This is a genomic window from Dolichospermum circinale AWQC131C (genome assembly GCF_000426905.1).
Lineage (GTDB): Bacteria > Cyanobacteriota > Cyanobacteriia > Cyanobacteriales > Nostocaceae > Dolichospermum > Dolichospermum circinale.
Genome location: NZ_KE384607.1, coordinates 63,769 through 64,335, shown reverse-complemented (window position 1 = coordinate 64,335; position 567 = coordinate 63,769). Strand labels below are relative to the sequence as shown.

Annotated in this window: 1 protein-coding gene; it reads left to right on the top strand. The window is 39.3% G+C overall.

All coding sequences use genetic code 11. The features are described 5' to 3' along the window. Positions 1-567 (top strand): calcium-binding protein (locus ACIR131C_RS26030; RefSeq protein WP_196811748.1); only part of this gene is annotated, 567 nt, incomplete at both ends.

Here is a 567-nt window from a genome sequence, read left to right as displayed (position 1 = left end):
CTTAATGGTGGTTTAGGAAATGATACTCTCATTGGTGGTTTAGGAAATGATACCCTCATTGGTGGTGCTGGTAATGACTCTTATTATGTTGACAGTACAGCAGATATCATCACAGAAAATGCTAATGCAGGAACAGATAGCGTTTTCAGCACCGCAGCAACTTACACTCTCAGCACCAATGTAGAAAACCTAACGTTACAGGGAACAACCGCTATTAATGGTACAGGTAACACCCTCAATAATAATATTACAGGTAATACTGGTAATAACATTCTCACAGGTAATGCGGGTGCTGATACTTTAACTGGTGGTGTGGGTAACGATAGCTTGTATTTGGGTTTAAACGATAATGTTGTAGATAACGTTAACTACGTTCTTGGTGATGGTACAGATACAGTTTACCACTTTGTGCGCGGTGTCGGTGGCGATAAACTGAACTTTACAGGTATTGCCAATTTTGATGTGATTACATCAGGTACTTCTACATTAGTGCGAATTGGAGATGGTATTATTGGTAATGCTGGTTTTGGTACTGGTCAATTATTAGTTACCTTATCTGGTACATCT